At 64.2% G+C, this 14,774-nt stretch carries 16 protein-coding genes; 12 read left to right on the forward strand and 4 right to left on the reverse strand.

What is annotated here, in order from left to right:
- Nucleotides 1–3: 3 nt before the first annotated feature.
- Nucleotides 4–312 (reverse strand): hypothetical protein, encoded by a 309-nt coding sequence (locus tag J3P76_RS11625; protein ID WP_434559139.1) that lies wholly within the window; start codon nucleotides 310–312, stop codon nucleotides 4–6.
- Between the two features lie 160 nt (nucleotides 313–472).
- Between J3P76_RS11625 and J3P76_RS11630 the strand changes: the two genes are divergently transcribed.
- Genes J3P76_RS11630 through J3P76_RS11640 form a run of 3 tightly spaced genes read left to right on the forward strand, consistent with a single transcriptional unit; the run spans nucleotide 473 to nucleotide 2,754 of the window.
- Nucleotides 473–1,201: an STN domain-containing protein gene (locus J3P76_RS11630; protein WP_434606015.1), complete on the forward strand. Its 729-nt coding sequence runs from the start codon at nucleotides 473–475 to the stop codon at nucleotides 1,199–1,201.
- Nucleotides 1,198–1,743: an RNA polymerase sigma factor gene (locus J3P76_RS11635; RefSeq protein WP_420763744.1), complete on the forward strand. Its 546-nt coding sequence runs from the start codon at nucleotides 1,198–1,200 to the stop codon at nucleotides 1,741–1,743. Before J3P76_RS11630 ends, J3P76_RS11635 begins: the two co-directional genes overlap by 4 nt.
- 54 nt (nucleotides 1,744–1,797) lie before the next feature.
- A complete protein-coding gene (locus J3P76_RS11640) occupies nucleotides 1,798–2,754 on the forward strand; it encodes a FecR family protein (protein ID WP_434606011.1) in 957 nt (318 codons plus the stop codon).
- A 22-nt stretch (nucleotides 2,755–2,776) separates the two neighbouring features.
- Here the strand turns inward: J3P76_RS11640 and J3P76_RS11645 are convergent, their stop codons facing one another.
- Together J3P76_RS11645 and gspH are read right to left on the reverse strand one after the other, a co-directional pair.
- Nucleotides 2,777–3,388 carry a prepilin-type N-terminal cleavage/methylation domain-containing protein gene (locus J3P76_RS11645; protein ID WP_434606009.1) on the reverse strand — a complete coding sequence of 204 codons (612 nt, stop codon included), beginning with the start codon at nucleotides 3,386–3,388 and terminating at the stop codon, nucleotides 2,777–2,779.
- Nucleotides 3,388–3,846, reverse strand: a complete 459-nt coding sequence (gene gspH / locus J3P76_RS11650; protein WP_434701970.1) for a type II secretion system minor pseudopilin GspH — start codon at nucleotides 3,844–3,846, stop codon at nucleotides 3,388–3,390. Before gspH ends, J3P76_RS11645 begins: the two co-directional genes overlap by 1 nt.
- 92 nt (nucleotides 3,847–3,938) lie before the next feature.
- Between gspH and J3P76_RS11655 the strand changes: the two genes are divergently transcribed.
- Nucleotides 3,939–4,367, forward strand: a complete 429-nt coding sequence (locus J3P76_RS11655) for a type II secretion system protein N (RefSeq protein WP_420763748.1) — start codon at nucleotides 3,939–3,941, stop codon at nucleotides 4,365–4,367.
- Between the two features lies 1 nt (nucleotide 4,368).
- Here the strand turns inward: J3P76_RS11655 and gspI are convergent, their stop codons facing one another.
- Entirely contained in the window at nucleotides 4,369–4,749 is a 381-nt protein-coding gene (gene gspI / locus J3P76_RS11660; RefSeq protein WP_420763749.1) for a type II secretion system minor pseudopilin GspI, read from the reverse strand.
- A 173-nt stretch (nucleotides 4,750–4,922) separates the two neighbouring features.
- Between gspI and gspG the strand changes: the two genes are divergently transcribed.
- The 8 genes from gspG (at nucleotide 4,923) to J3P76_RS11700 (ending at nucleotide 14,640) form a co-directional block, all read left to right on the forward strand.
- Nucleotides 4,923–5,372 (forward strand): type II secretion system major pseudopilin GspG, encoded by a 450-nt coding sequence (gspG, locus tag J3P76_RS11665; protein ID WP_434606005.1) that lies wholly within the window; start codon nucleotides 4,923–4,925, stop codon nucleotides 5,370–5,372.
- Entirely contained in the window at nucleotides 5,360–6,343 is a 984-nt protein-coding gene (gene gspK, locus J3P76_RS11670) for a type II secretion system minor pseudopilin GspK (protein ID WP_434611588.1), read from the forward strand. The genes gspG and gspK overlap by 13 nt, the downstream gene beginning before the upstream one ends.
- On the forward strand, nucleotides 6,340–7,503 hold the full coding sequence (gene gspL, locus J3P76_RS11675; RefSeq protein WP_434676439.1) for a type II secretion system protein GspL: 1,164 nt from the start codon (nucleotides 6,340–6,342) through the stop codon (nucleotides 7,501–7,503). The genes gspK and gspL overlap by 4 nt, the downstream gene beginning before the upstream one ends.
- Nucleotides 7,496–8,050 (forward strand): type II secretion system protein GspM, encoded by a 555-nt coding sequence (gene gspM, locus J3P76_RS11680; RefSeq protein ID WP_434606001.1) that lies wholly within the window; start codon nucleotides 7,496–7,498, stop codon nucleotides 8,048–8,050. The genes gspL and gspM overlap by 8 nt, the downstream gene beginning before the upstream one ends.
- Complete coding sequence (gene gspD, locus J3P76_RS11685) at nucleotides 8,047–10,419, forward strand: type II secretion system secretin GspD (RefSeq protein ID WP_434676440.1); 2,373 nt, start codon at nucleotides 8,047–8,049, stop codon at nucleotides 10,417–10,419. The genes gspM and gspD overlap by 4 nt, the downstream gene beginning before the upstream one ends.
- A complete protein-coding gene (gene gspE, locus J3P76_RS11690) occupies nucleotides 10,416–11,858 on the forward strand; it encodes a type II secretion system ATPase GspE (protein ID WP_434701971.1) in 1,443 nt (480 codons plus the stop codon). Before gspD ends, gspE begins: the two co-directional genes overlap by 4 nt.
- A complete protein-coding gene (gene gspF / locus J3P76_RS11695; RefSeq protein WP_434647682.1) occupies nucleotides 11,858–13,069 on the forward strand; it encodes a type II secretion system inner membrane protein GspF in 1,212 nt (403 codons plus the stop codon). Before gspE ends, gspF begins: the two co-directional genes overlap by 1 nt.
- 338 nt (nucleotides 13,070–13,407) lie before the next feature.
- Nucleotides 13,408–14,640 (forward strand): substrate-binding domain-containing protein, encoded by a 1,233-nt coding sequence (locus J3P76_RS11700; protein WP_420763755.1) that lies wholly within the window; start codon nucleotides 13,408–13,410, stop codon nucleotides 14,638–14,640.
- The last annotated feature ends 134 nt before the right edge of the window (nucleotides 14,641–14,774 follow it).

Raw genomic sequence — 14,774 nt, forward strand, 5'->3', positions numbered from 1 at the left:
AGGTCACTGCGGTGGGCGTTGCGGCAACGCCGAGTGGCCGAAGGTATTGCCCATGCGAATCCGCGTGGCCGACTGGTTGTACAGACCCAGCCTGTTCGGCGCTCGCTGCTCTATCGGCACGTTCAACGCTTCCTGGTTCTTGCGCGCTGCCGGCGTACCCTTCGGGTTGGCCATCTGTTCGCTCAGGCATTCGTAGGACAGCGCCTTGTACCCGTTCACCTCGACATTGATGCATCCCTCATTCGCCGGCTCGGCGGCTTGGGCCCACAAGGGAAGGGCAGCAAGCAGCAGCGCGAATACACGACAGTCCATGGCGGAGCTCCTTTCTAACGGTAGAAGCCTGAATCTACCTCGTATTGGAGCGAGGTATGACGATGTTTTTTTTGCAGCGCTCGTCACACAAACGACATGTACACGTCTCATGATGCGCCAACGCAGGGCGTCGACACGCCGTTCGGGCCGGAAGATGTCTATGTCAAGAGAAGCGCTGAGCAGGTGCTGCCTCGCGCCCACGGTACTGTTCTTGTTGCTCCATGCATTGATGCCGCAACGCGACGCGTGGTCTGCCACGCCTGCGCCTGTCGAGGTGGACGATCGGCTGGCGCGTTTTGTCGAGTTTGCGATACCCGCCCAGGAAATGACCGTTGCCCTGGAGCTGTACAGCAGGGCCAGCGGGATGGCGATCCTGGTGGACCGTCAACTGGCACATGGGCGACGGTCGACCGCGGTGCACGGACGCTTGAATGCCCGCCAGGCGTTGGAGCAACTGCTGGCCGGTAGCGGCTTGGCGGCGCTCTACACCGGCGCAGACGCTTTCACCGTGAAAGAGGCAAAGCTGACCCTCCGCGCCGATGCGTCTTCGCGCAACGGTGGTCCTACAGTGCGCGAGGACAATTTTGCCCGTGCATTGCAGGTCGCGTTGGAGCAGGCGCTTTGCCGGTCAATGGTGACTCGCCCGGGCCATTATCGAGCAGCGTTACAGCTGTGGGTGGGGGCATCGGGCGAGGTGCGGCGCAGTCGCTTGCTGGCCTCCACCGGTGACGCCCGGCGCGATGCGGCGATTATCGAGGGGCTGGGCACATTGGACATCGGCCGGGTTCCGCCGTCCTCGTTGCCGCAGCCGGTGACGGTGCTGGTGGTGCCAGGCGCCGCTTCGGCAGGCACGGAATGCAACCCATGGGAAGGAGCGGTAGAGCCATGAAGGAAAAGGAGCAGAGCACCATGCTCAAGGTGTTCCTGGCTTCCTATGATGTGTTTCGCGCACGCTTGCGTCGGCGTCTGGGCTCCGATGACCTGGCCAACGACGTACTGCACGAAACCTATCTTCGGGTAGACCGCATGGAACAGCCGGTGGACGTGCAGAAGCCTGGCGCCTACCTGTTCCGCATGGCCCTGAACATCGCGGCTGACCGTCGTGCGCAGGATGCACGCTTGCTCACCGGCACTGAAATCGAGGAACTGATGCAAACCGCCGACGAACATCAGGACCCGGCGGTGATCGTCGGTGGCCAGATTGAAATTCGCGCGCTGATGCAGGCGCTGACCGAGCTTGCGCCCCGGCGCCGGCAAATATTGATGGCGTCGCGCATGGAGCAAACACCGCATCAGGAGATCGCCCAGCGATTCGGCATCTCCACCCGGATGGTTGAGAAGGAACTCAAGGCTGCGCTGCAATACTGTGCCGATCGCCTGGAAAGAAAAGTGATTCAGCGGTTCGGTCCCGGCGCGGGAAAACAGTCTTAGGTGATAAGGCGCTTGTCGCGCATACCTTCTTGAGTCATTTCACGTTTGAAAAACATGTCTATAAGCGCATCTGAATCGGCCACTGCCACGGCTAACCAGCTCCGGGAAGAAGCGTTCCATTGGCTGGTGCGCTTGACTTCAGGGCACGCCACCCACGCCGACGCCGAGGCTTTTCGGCGCTGGAGTGCGCAAAGTTCCGAGCACGCCCGGGCCTTTTTCCTGGCCCGCCAGTTGTGGCAGGCCATGGCGCCCGCCGAGCAAAAGCTCCAGCAGGAGCAGGCGGCAAAGGTCGTCAACCACCCGCGGCGTTTCGGGCGCCGAGCGTTTCTCGGCGGCGCGATTGCCGCGTCGGTTGCGGTGCTGGTCGCGCGCCCGTCGCTGCTGGACGGCTGGCCCGTGGGCGCGGATTTTCATACAGGTGTCGGCGAGCAACGCCGCGTCGACCTGACCCAGGGCGTGGTGCTTGAGCTCAATACCCAGACGCGCATCAGCCAGCGCAGCGAGGCCCCTGGTGACGCCGCCATCGAAGTACTGAGCGGTGAACTGGAAATCCAGGCCAGCACGGCGTTGCGTGTGCTTGCCGGCAATGGCGAGTTGTTCGCCGATGGGGCGCGGTTCAATGTGCGGGCCACCGAGGGTAGCGTGTGCGTAACGTGCCTGGAGGGCCGCTTGCAACTGAAGCATCAGGGGCGGCGCGTGAGCTTGGAGCAGGGCCGACAATTGACCTATACCGCGCAGCGACAAGGCCAACCCACCCCCTTCGATACCCAGCAAGTCATGGCTTGGCGTCAACAGTTGCTGGTGTTCAACGATGCCCCCTTGGCGAGCGTGATCGATGAGATCAACCGCTACCGTCCCGGCATGATCGTACTGATGAACGCTGAGCTCGGGCGGCGCAAGGTTCAGGCGCGCTTCAGCCTGGCGCAACTGGCGAATGTCGCCGTACTGATTCGCGATGCCTACGGCGCGACCATTACCGAGCTACCGGGCGGTGTCGTGCTGGTCAGCTAGGCGTTTTCATTCCAGTGGGCTGCTATTGAAGCGGTGCCAGCACCTGGCGGTAGCGCTCGGTGCCGTATGCCGTGCGGCGGCTGAAGCTGATTTCCACACCCGCCGGATTTTCCTCCTTGCTGCCAGTCAGATGGCTCCAGCCCCGGTCGGTGCGCCATACCCGCACATCAACGCGCTCAAGCTCACTCAACACCGCGACACGCTCCTTGGGCGCCGGTAGGGGATAGCGTGACCGCGCGACGCCCGAGGCACGGAAAAGCGTGCCGCTTTCAATCCACCACCTCACCCGTTGCATCTTGCCGTCCTGGTCCGCCGCGGCACGTATCAATTCCAACTGCAAAGGGTCGCTGTCGCTGCTGCGAATACTGATCGCAGCGGGCACCGGGGGGCGGCTGGCCGAGGGTTCGTCGGGTGGAGGCGGTTCGGCCAGTTCAGTGGTGGCGCGCAGGGCGAAGTCACGCTGCAGTTGGTTGAGTGCGCGCATCAGTTGCGCGTGCTGTTCGGCGCTGTCCTGCAAGTGGGCGTCGGCGCGGGTCACACCGTCGAGCCCGCGCCAGGCGATCAGGCTGACAATTGTCATCAGCAGGATGGCGACCATCACTTCAATCAGCGTGAAGCCGTTTTGCCGGACCATCAATGCACCTCGATGCGGCCAGCCGCGGTGCGCCTCACCGATACGCTGGCCTGGTCGCTGGACAGAATGACGTGCAGGGGCGCGGCGATCCATTCGGCATCGAGCACCAGTGTTTTGCCTGGGTGGATGCCCACCTGCACCGGTCCCGCGCTCCAGTGCCTGGGGCGCAGTTGCGGGTCGTTGATGAACTCCCGATCCTGTGCGCCGAAAGCGTCCAGCCGCACGAAACGGTAACCCTGGCTGTCGGCGACCCAGGCGATGCGACGACCGTCGCTGCGCGCTTCGGCCTGGGCGGTTTCCAGCAGCAAGGCCAGGCGCTTGGCATCCTCGCGCAAGCCACTTGCCGCGTCGGTGTGGATATTCAAGCTGATGGCGGCGCTGGCGATGCCGATGATCACCAGCACGACCATCAATTCGATCAGCGTGAAGCCGCGTTGTCGGTGTCGCCATTCATTCATCGTCTCTACGCCTTTCGCTGGGGTGAATTTGCAATAAAACCGTGAGAAAGCGCTGGTAGCCTGAAGCACTGGACGTCACGGAGGATTCGCTCATGCGCCATTTCCATCGCCTTGATCCGGCCACGCTGGTCCAGGCTGTCGCCGTGTTGGCCAGCGTGGCGGGGCTTGTCACCTGGGGCTTCTTGCTCAACGATTCGGCGCCCGTGCAAGCCCAGGCCAATAGCGAACCCTTGCCGCCCTTGGCAGCCACTGGCCAAGCCGCGGCGCAATGGTTCGCCAGTTCCCCGCACAACCTGGAGATCAAGCTCAGCGGCCTACTGGCCGGACCCCATGGCGCGGTGGCGATTCTCAGCATCGAGGACTCGCCGCCGCGGGCTTTTCGTGCGGGTGAGCCATTGGGCGAAGGCGTGCGCCTGAGAGGAATCGAGGCTGATGCCGTGGTCATCGAGCGGGCCGGCGTTGAGTCTCGCCTGTCGATGGCTCGTTTGCCGGTGCCGGTGGCGCTGCCGTCGTTGCGCTGATTCATGGCGGGGTGACAGGGCGGCTGAGCAGCGTTTCCAGGCGCGCCAGCGGCGGTCCGTCATGTTCACGTTCATGCACCAGCACTTTCACTCTCAGCAGGTCGCCACTGCGGGTTACCTGCTGCTCGCAGCTGAGTTTCAAGCGTCCTTGATCACAGCGTTGCATGGCGCTGCCCTTATCTGTGGTCCCGCGCAGACGCACTTCTGCCAGGCTGTTCTGGGCCGCCAACAGCGCCATCGAGCGATCCCGCAACAGCGCGTTGCTCTGGCTCATCTGTGCACTGGCGCGAACGGCCGCTGACATCGCCACCGCCACGATCAGCAGCGCCACCAATACTTCGATCAGGGTAAAGCCGCGTTGCCGGGGTACCTGTCGGGTCATGGCAATGAGCATCGTCGGGGAAATGTGCTTCAGCCTAATGGCCGCGTTTGACGGATTGCTGACCAAAGCTCCTGAGGTTTTTTTATACCAGTGACATATGCCGCTGGAACAATCCGCAGCGAATGGAAACCTCAACCAGCGCCAGAATGCGGCGCCAGCCAAGGAGTGTCGAGATGGGTGTCGCATCGTCTGGCCGTCCCCCACATGGCCCTCGCCGGCAGCGAGGTTTTACCCTGATCGAGATCATGGTCGTGGTGGTCATTCTCGGCATTCTTGCCGCCATGGTCGTGCCGAAGGTGCTTGACCGCCCCGACCAGGCCAGGGCCACGGCGGCCCGCCAGGATGTTGCGGGCCTGATGCAGGCACTCAAGCTGTTCCGTCTCGACCAGGGTCGCTACCCGACCATGAATGAAGGGCTAAAGGCCCTGGCGGAAAAACCCGCCAACGCCACCAGCGGCAATTGGCGCGCGTATCTGGAACGGCTGCCCAAGGACCCTTGGGGCCGCGCCTACAACTACCTCAACCCGGGCACCAACGGTGAGGTCGATGTGTTTTCCCTCGGCGCCGATGGGCAGCCCGACGGCGAAGGTGTCAACGCTGATATCGGCTCCTGGCAGCTCTAGTCGTGAATCGCTCAGCACAGCGTGGCATGGCGGTGATCAGCGCCTTGCTGGTGGCGACCGTGGTCGCGGTGATCGCCGCCGGCATGATCGCCCGACAGGTCCAGGTGACTCGCGGCGTGGAAAGCGAAAGCCAGCGGGTGCGGGGCGCCTGGCTGTCCAATGGCGTATTGGAATGGACCCGCCAGGCGCTCTGGCAGCAACGCCTGCGCGAGCCCATGACGCGTTTGGACCAGGCGTGGGCGCAGCCCTTGCGTGGGGTGCGCCTGGGCACTGAAAGCGGGGTGTTCGACGGCCATATCAGCGATGAGCAAAGCAAGTTCAACCTGCGCAACCTGATCCTCGACGGCCAACTCGACACACTGGAAGTCGCCGTATTCGAACGCCTGTGCGCCGAGCTGGGCGTGCCCGTGGCCCAGGGCAACCGTATCGTCCAACGCGTGGTAGAGGCCTACCCCAAGCGCCTGCGTCCACCGCCGCCAGTCTCCAGCGCGGCACCCGGGTTCGATAGCGGTCGCCTGACATCGCCGGACGCCGAAAGCCAGCCGCTGCCCGCCACCCGGCCGATGTTGCGCGGTCTCGATGACCTAGCCGGCCTGCCCGGGATCGACCTCGCTGCCCTTGAGCGCCTGCGCCCCTATGTCACGGTGCTGCCGGCGCTCACTTGGGTGAACGGCAATACCACCACGGCCCAGGTCTTGGCCGCACGAGTGCCCGGTATGAGCGTGGCCCAGGCACAGGCGGTGATTGCCGAGCGTGACCGTGGCCAGTGGTTCATCAACAGCGGGGATTTCCTCAACCGCTTGCGCGTGCCGCAGATGAGCACCGAGCAGCTGCGCCTGGGCATTACCAGCGAGTGGTTTCTATTGCGGGGACGGGCCACGGTCGAACAACGCCGCTTCGGTGTCGAAGCGTTGTTTTATCGCAGCGAGCAGCGCAGGCCCCAGGTGGTCTGGTCGCGGGTGGGCGCATGAGCACCTTGCTGCGCATAGCGCTGGCGCCGTTGGCACAGTTGACCGCCGACAGCCCGTTGGACTTCGCCTGGCTCGATCGCAAGGGTGCGCTGGTCGAGCAGGGGCGGCGACCCCTGCGGGAACTGAGCGGCGCGGCCCAAGGCAAAGCCCTGGAACTCTGCTTGCATCCTCAAGACACGTTGCTCGCCTGCGTCGAGTTGCCGCCACTGCCACCGGCGCGCCTTGGCGATGCCGTGCGATGTGCGGCAGACAACCTTCTGCTGGGCTGCGACGATACCGTGCACCTGGTGCACGGGCCTCGTGATGCGGGCGGCCAGGTTCAACTGGCCTGGTTCGAGCGCGCGGCGCTTTCGCGTCTTTCGCAACTGTTGCAGGGGCTCAGGTTGCAACCGCGTGGCGTGTACGCGGCGCCTTGTTTTCTGCCGCTGGCTGAGCCGGGCACGTGCACGGCGGCAAGCGTGGAAGGTCATTTGCTGGTCCGTGAGGATCGCCAACGCGCATGGGTGCATCCGATGATGCAAGAAGGCGCCGAACAGTTGCGCGAAAGGACGGTGCGTTGGATCGGCGAGGGTGCGCAATCCGTCGATCCATGGCCGGACGAGCAACGCTGGATCGGTCCCGTCCCGGCGTGGAACTTACTGAGCGGGATCGAACAAAGCGTCCGGGGCAATCAGCGCTGGGGCCGCGCGGTCGGCTGTTGCGCGATGGCGGCGTTGATCTGGACCCTGGGCCTCAACCTGTACGCGATGCGGTTGGCCGGCGAGGGCCAGGCAATCAAGGGGCAGATGAGCAGCCGGGTCCAGCAGGCTTTTCCTGAACTGCCGGTGATTCTCAATCCCTTGCAGCAGGCTCGCCAGCAACGCGATGCCCGGCGCAATGGCGCGCTGGCGGAGGGTCCGGTCAGCTTCGCTGCCCTGGTGCAGCAGGCGGCTGGGCAGTTGCCGTTCATGGCGGGCGCGGTCGACAAACTCGACTTCGATGGCAGCGAATTGCACCTGACCCCCCGCACGCCTGCCCGCAAGCCACCCGCCGACAGCAACTGGCAAACCAGCCTGGCGCAAGCGGGCATCGTGGCCGATCTCGCCAATGGGCGATGGACGCTGAAGCGTTTGCCAGCGCACGCCGCGGCAACGCCCGTTGCGGGAGGCGCGGATGAATAGCCTTGCCCGTTACCGCGCCCGCTGGCAGGCGCAGCGAGCCAGCGCTCAGCAGTTCTGGCAACGCAGCAGTGCCCGGGATAAACGCATCCTGCGGGTCGCCGCGCTGGTGTTGCCCGTGGTGCTGCTGTGGTACGGCCTGATCCAGCCGCCACTCCAACGCATCGACCATTGGCAAGCCGAACTGCCGCGCCTGCGCTCCCAGGCGGCGGCCCTGGAGGGAGTGCTGGCCGAGGTTCAGGATGCCGGCGTGGTGTCCGGCGCGGTCACGCCACAGCTTGTGAAAGCGCGTTTGGATGACATCGGTCTGGCCGGCGCCTACGACCTGGAGCACCGCGTCGAGGCCGGCGCCGTGACCTGGCGGCTGACCCTCGACGACGCGCCCGCCGATGCCTTGTTGAACTGGTTACTGGACGACGCACCCAGGCTCGGCCTGCAGGTGCGCGACGCTCATTTGCAACGGGCAACCTCGCAAAGCACTGAGACGGCCGCGCGGATTTCCGGGGTCGTTGGCATGGAACAGGCGCCCGGCGCTAAGGAATCCTCATGAAGCGGTTTGGTCTGTATGCGTCAACAATTCCCTTGGCGCTGTTGCTCAGTGCCTGTAGTCAATTGGGCAGCGAGCAGGCGCAGCCCATTCCCGCTCAAAGTGAGCTGGGCCAGCCGCTGGCACAGACCGGCAGCGGTGACGCGTTGGCGGAGCGCCAGCGCGTGCAGGCACAGGCAGAGCAGCGACGCCAGGTCACGCGCAAGGCCCCATCGCGCTCAAGCCTTCGGCCGCCCGCCGACAATGCCGGCCCGACCGGCAACGGACTGGGCAACCAACCGGTGCAGCTGAATTTCGTCGAGGCGGATATACCCGCGGTGGTGCGTGCGCTGTCACGCGCCACCGGTCGCCAGTTCCTGGTGGACCCACGTGTCAAAGGCCAACTGACCCTGGTGTCCGAAGGCGAAGTGCCGGCCCGCACGGCCTATGACATGCTGCTCGCGGCCCTGCGCATGCAGGGTTTTGCCGTGGTCGAAGTGCAAGGCGTCAGCCAGGTGGTACCGGAAGCCGACGCCAAGTTGTTGGGCGGACCGGTGGGAGACGCCGATCGTGCGGCAGGCAACGGCATGATCACCCGGACCTTTCGCTTGCAATACGAAAACGCCGTCAACCTGATTCCGGCACTGCGGCCCATCATATCGGCCAACAATCCCATCAATGCCTACCCTGGCAATAACACGGTGGTGGTCACCGACTATGCGGAAAACCTTGATCGGGTGGCGCAGATCATCGCCAACGTCGACATACCCGGCGCCATCGACACGGATGTAGTCCCCGTGCAGAACGGCATTGCCGTCGACATTGCGACGATGGTGTCGGAGTTGCTCGACGTGCAGGGCGCCGATGCGACGCAAAAGGTGTCGGTGATTGGCGACCCTCGATCCAACAGCATCATCCTGCGCACCGGCAGCCCCGAACGCACCGAGCTGGCCAGGCAACTGATCTACAAGCTCGACAATGCCCAGAACAACCCGAGCAATCTCCACGTGGTGTACCTGCGCAACGCCCAGGCCAATAAGCTGGCGCAAGCTTTGCGCGGCTTGCTCACGGGTGAAGGGGAAATGGCCGGTGCGTCCACCGACAGCGCACGGAGCCTGTTGAACGGCGGTGGCCTGGGTGGCCCGGCGGGCAGCAGTACGACCAGCAACGGCAGTCATTCGTCGAGTACTACCGGCAGCAGTTCGCAAACCAACAATGGGCAGAACGCAGGCCTGCAAATGTCGAGCGGCCAGGGCAGCCATCAGGCAGGCGAAGGCGCAGTGGCGTTTTCCGCCAACGGCGTCACTGTGCAGGCCGATACCACCACCAACACGTTGCTGATTTCCGCGCCCGACCCGCTGTATCGAAACCTGCGTGAAGTCATCGATCTGCTCGACCAGCGCCGCGCTCAGGTGGTGATCGAAAGCCTGATCGTCGAGGTCAGCGAAGACGATGCGAGTGCGTTCGGCATTCAGTGGCAAGCCGGCAACCTGGCGGGCAACGGCTGGATCGGTGGCGCCAACCTGGGCGGTGCCGGCATCAATACCTCGGCCAAGAACAGCATTGATGCGTTGCCCGGTGGCTTGAGCATTGGCAAGGTCTCGGGCACGGTGAATATTCCCGGCATCGGCCAGGTGCTGGATCTGAAAGTGTTGGCCCGCGCCCTGAAAAGCAAGGGCGGAACCAATGTGTTGTCCACGCCCAACCTGCTGACGCTGGACAACGAAGCGGCGAGCATTTTCGTGGGCCAGACCATCCCCTTCGTCACCGGCAACTACGTGACCAACGGCGGCGGCAACAGCAACAACCCGTTCCAGACAATCGAGCGGGAGGAAGTGGGGCTGCGCCTGAATGTACGCCCGCAGATTTCCGAGGGTGGCACGGTCAAACTGGACATCTACCAGGAAGTCAGCAGCGTGGACCCGCGCGCCTCCAGCGACGCCGGCACGGTGACCAACAAGCGCGCCATCGACACCAGCATCCTGCTCGACGACGGACAGATCATGGTGTTGGGCGGCCTGCTGCAAGACGGTTTTACCGAAAGCACCGACGCGATTCCGGGGCTGGGCAGCATCCCGGGCATTGGCGCGCTGTTTCGCAGCGACAGTCGTTCGCGGACCAAGACCAACCTGATGGTCTTCCTGCGCCCCTACATCATTCGCGACAGTAACGTCGGCCGCAGCATTACCCTCAATCGCTACGATTTTATCCGTCGTGCCCAAGGCAATCTGCAGCCAGCGCACAAATGGCCGCTCACGGATATGCAGGCGCCGCAGTTGCCGCCGGCCGCCCAGGCGATGCCGCTCAATCCGTCACCCCGTCAGCCGATACCGCTCAATCAGCCACCCCGAGCGATGCGCGCCGTGCCGCTGGAACCAGGTGGGCAGCCATGAGCCCCTCCCTGCAAACCGGTGCGGGCGCGTTGCCCTATGCGTGGGCCAAGGCGCAGCGGCTCCTCCTCAAGGCCGGTGAGGAGGGCAACGTGTTGCTGGTCAGTGCCGCGACGCCGGGCTGGGCCATCAACGAGGTACGCCGGCGTTATGGTCTCACTGCGTTGCAACGGATACGCGACGAAGAGCTCGAAGCGCTGTTGACCAGCGCTTATGCCGACACCGGCAGCGCCGCGGCGATCGTTGGCGCGGCGGAAAACGAAGTCGACCTTGATCGCCTGATGCAGGACATCCCGGAGATCACCGACTTGCTGGACAGTGAGGGTGGCGCGCCAGTCATCCGCATGATCAACGCATTGCTGACCCAGGCCGCGCGGGATGAGGCCAGCGATATTCATATCGAACCGTTCGAAAGCCATTCCGTGGTGCGTTATCGCGTTGATGGGGCCCTGCGCGATGTGGTCGCGCCGCGCAAGGCCCTGCACGCGGCGCTGGTGTCGCGGATCAAGATCATGGCGCAGTTGGACATCGCCGAAAAGCGCTTGCCCCAGGACGGCCGCATCGCCCTGCGTGTTGCCGGACGGCCCATTGATGTGCGGGTGTCCACCGTGCCCACCGGCCACGGCGAGCGGGTGGTGATGCGCCTGCTGGACAAACAGGCCGGGCGCCTGCAATTGGAAACCCTGGGCATGGCGCCCGCGGTGCTGAGCCAACTGGATCAATTGATCCGCCAACCCCACGGCATCGTGCTGGTCACCGGCCCCACCGGCAGCGGCAAGACCACCACGCTTTATGCCGCCTTGGCCCGTCTGGATGCCAGCACCAGCAATATCCTCACCGTTGAGGACCCTGTGGAATATGACCTGCCGGGCATCAGCCAGATCCAGGTCAATACCCGGATCGACATGAGCTTCGGCCTGGCCTTGCGCGCGATCCTGCGCCAGGATCCGGACGTCATCATGATCGGTGAAATCCGCGACCAGGAGACTGCGCAGATCGCGGTCCAGGCTTCGCTGACCGGACACCTGGTGCTGGCGACCCTGCATACCAACGACGCGGTGTCGGCGGTGACGCGGCTGACCGACATCGGGGTCGAGCCGTTCCTGTTGGCGTCGTCATTGCTCGGCGTCCTGGCGCAACGCCTGGTGCGTCGCCTGTGTCCGGAGTGCAAGCAACCTGACGAAGCCGCGCCGGGCCAATGGCGTCCCCATGGCTGCCCGCGCTGCAACCACACCGGCTACAGCGGGCGTACCGGCATCCACGAACTCTTCGTGGTAGACGACGAGGTGCGGCGCTTGATCCATCAGGGCGAAGGCGAGCAGGCGTTGCGCACCTGTGCGCGACAGGCCGGCATGTTAAGCATGCGCGAGGACGGCGAACGGTGGGTGAGCAGTGGCTCCACCGCCCGCGAGGAAATCCTGCGCGTGACCCGAGACGCTTGATGAACCGCTACCGTTTCGAGGCCGCCGATGCCTCGGGTAAAATCGAGCAAGGCGTGCTGGAGGCCGACAACCAGCGCGGTGCGATGGCTGAACTGCGTGGCCGTGGGCTGACGCCGTTGCGCATCGACGAGCAGTTGCAAGTCGGCAGCTCGGGTGCCTCGGGCCTGTTCAGCCCGAAATTGTCGGACAGCGACCTGGCCTGGGCTACCCGTCAATTGGCGAGCCTGTTGGGCGCCAGTCTGCCCCTGGAAGCGGCCCTGTCGGCCACCGTCGACCAGGCCGAGAAACGCCACATCGCCGACACCCTCGGCGCGGTGCGCGGCGATGTGCGCAACGGCATGCGCCTGGCCGATGCGCTGGCCGCGCGACCACGGGATTTTCCCGAGATCTACCGGGCGATGATCGCAGCGGGGGAGGAGTCTGGCGATCTCGCCCAGGTGATGGAGCGCCTGGCCGACTACATCGAAGAGCGCAACAACCTGCGGGGCAAGATCCTCACGGCCTTCATCTACCCAGCGGTGGTGGGCGTGGTGTCCATCGTCATCGTCATTTTCCTGCTGGGTTTCGTGGTGCCGCAGGTGGTCAGCGCGTTTTCCCAGGCGCGCCAGGACCTGCCAACCCTGACCCGAGTGATGCTGCAGGCCAGCGATTTCCTGCGCGCCTGGGGCTGGGCCTGTTTCGCCGGGCTGGCCGGTTGCTGGTGGGGGTGGCGCCGCTATTTGCGTAACGCCGAGGCACGCCTGGCCTGGCATAGCCGGGTGTTGCGGCTTCCGCTGATCGGCCGCTTCGTGCTTGGGGTGAACACGGCGCGTTTCGCCTCGACCTTGGCGATTCTCGGCAGCGCCGGCGTGCCGCTGTTGCGCGCCCTGGACGCCGCTGGGCAGACGCTGGCCAACGATCGCCTGGCTCATTGCGTTGCTGATGCGACGCTGCGGGTACGCGAAGGCGTGGGCCTGGCCAATGCGCTGCGAGTCGGCAAGGTGTTCCCGCCGATCCTGATCCACCTGATCGCCAGTGGCGAAAAAACCGGTAATTTGCCGCCCATGCTCGAACGCGCCGCGCAAACCCTGTCCCGCGACATCGAACGGCGGGCCATGGGCATGACGGCGCTCCTGGAGCCGCTGATGATTGTGATCATGGGAGGCGTCGTGCTGACCATCGTCATGGCTGTGTTGCTGCCGATCATCGAGATCAATCAGCTGGTGCAATGATCCCAACCATCCCACACCAGAGCGCCACTCGGGTTCATCGGTCCGACATGTACGGCGCGCCAAGCTACGGCGCACGGGGCAGGGCATACAATGGGAATTTCGCTCATGCTGCGAAAGCTGGGCGAAATGTCAGTAAGGTGTCGGTAACTCCCGAGAATATTCAGGAAAAACAACACCGAACACCCGAGATTTTTTCCTTTCTCTGTCACCGGAAGTTGAGAGCTTCTACGCCGTGGCCACCCCTTTAAAAGAGCGCTGGAAACCTGCTCGGGGCAGCGGTCGCGATGAGAAGCACAAGCGAACTACCAACGTCCAGACACGATGAAAGGAGATTCTTCATGTTCAAGCGCAACGTTCTTGCTGTTTCCATGGCCGTCGCCGGCCTTTGCTCCGCCCAGGCCATGGCCGCTGTCGTCGGTGGCGGTGCCACTCTGCCGCAGAACCTGTACGGCGTGCCTCCAACCGGTGGCGTCGCTGCTCCCGTCGGCATCCTCAACGGCCCTGCGCCACAACCGGCCTTCGCCAACTACGTGGGTGTGGGCAGCGGCGGCGGCAAGACTGCTTTCCTGACCAACAACTCGGACGTGCTGGTCTGGAACCTCGACGGCAACTCGGCAACTGCCCTGGAAAAGGTCTACGTTCCGGCCGTGACCGTTGACTACGCCGGCAGCGATTCGATCCTGTCCAGCGCTGAACTGACCACCTATCGCGCCGCTCACCAGTCGCCAGCCGTGCCGACCGGCAACGCCGCCAACTGGGGTCCGATCATTCAGATCCCTGCCGAAGCCACTTCGGTCACCGTTCCATACAAACTCACGTTGGCCAACGGCACCGCCGTCAACAACCTGAACCTGACCAGCGCCCAGCTGTGCGACATTTTCTCTGGCACTGTCACCACCTGGAACCAGGTCAACAGCACCTACCCCAGCACCCCGATCAAGGTCTACTACCGTGCTGGCAGCAGCGGCACCAGTGAGATCTTCACCCGTCACCTGAACAGCCAGTGCCCGACCAAGTTCACCACCAACGGCACCTTCACCACGGCTGTCGGCACCGTTCCGGCGAACTCCACTGCCGTGACCGGCAGCACCGCGATGGCCAGCACCGTGCTTTCCACCGAAGGCGCCATCGGCTACGTCGGTCCGGAAGACGTCAACGCCAGCAGCAACGCCGTGGTCGCTCGCGTCAACGGCAACCTGCCCACCGTCGGCAACGTGACTACCGCCCTGAGCACCATCGCTCCGCCAGCCGCTGCTGATCGTGGCCTGCCGGAAAACTGGGCCAAGGTCCTGCCTAACCCGGCGACGGGCTACAGCATCGTTGGCTACACCTTCCTGGTGTTCAACCAGTGCTACAAAGACAGCACCGATACCGCGGCTGTACGTGACTTCATCGGTCGCCACTACACCCTGTCCGATGCCAACAACAACGACGATGAAATCATCGCCGCCAAGCTGATCCCGATCACCGACACCTGGAAAACTGCCATTCGCAGCACCTTCTGGACCGCCAGCAACTCGCTGTCGGTGGGTAACGCCACCGCCTGCAACGGCATTGGTCGTCCGCAATAAGCCCTGATCAGGGTTCGCTCCATGAACCGGCAACAGCTTCGCGCTGTTGCCGGTTTTTCGTTTCAGGCAACCGCCCGGCAGATGAACATTGCGTGACAAAAGTTCGGTCGCGACGGCTTCAACCTGCCTTGGAA

The sequence above is a fragment of the Pseudomonas sp. D1-36 genome (genome assembly GCF_051132205.1).
Lineage (GTDB): Bacteria > Pseudomonadota > Gammaproteobacteria > Pseudomonadales > Pseudomonadaceae > Aquipseudomonas.